At 36.9% G+C, this 545-nt stretch carries 1 protein-coding gene; it reads left to right on the forward strand.

The annotated features are described in order from the left end of the window. On the forward strand, positions 1 to 545 hold a 545-nt coding region (locus HMPREF1519_RS00005; protein ID WP_037610381.1), incomplete at both ends, for a MucBP domain-containing protein.

The following is a 545-nucleotide window of genomic DNA, read 5'->3' on the forward strand; positions in this document are numbered from 1 at the left end:
CAAGCTCTTCAGAATCAACTTCTGTATCTGAATCAGTATCAGCTTCTGAATCTTACTCAGCATCTGCTAGCCTTTCAGAATCTACATCAACTTCAACTTCAGTTTCAGAATCACTTTCAAGCTCTGAATCAACTTCAGTTTCAATTTCTCAATCAATGTCTGAAAGTGAAACTCCTAAAGTTGGTGAAGTAATCATTACTTACATCCGTGAGAATGATGGTAAAGAAATCCAAAAACCACGTCAAGACACACCAAACTCACCATATGACACTCCATATAACACAACTGAGGAAGGTGAAAAACCTAACACAATCAAGACTCCAGATGGTAAAACATACAAGATCGTACCAAAAGGTGACTACCCAGTAGGTAAAGTTGACGGCGATGGACACCTTGAATCATCTGATCCAATTAAAGGTAAAGTTGATAAACCTAAATCAACAATCACTTACGTTTATAAAGAAGTGAAAGGTAATGTTTACGTTCACTATGTAGACACTGAAGGTAAGACAATCAAAGCATCTGTAACAGATGAAAAAGACCAA

Source organism: Streptococcus sp. SR4, assembly GCF_000517725.1.
Taxonomy (GTDB): domain Bacteria; phylum Bacillota; class Bacilli; order Lactobacillales; family Streptococcaceae; genus Streptococcus; species Streptococcus salivarius_F.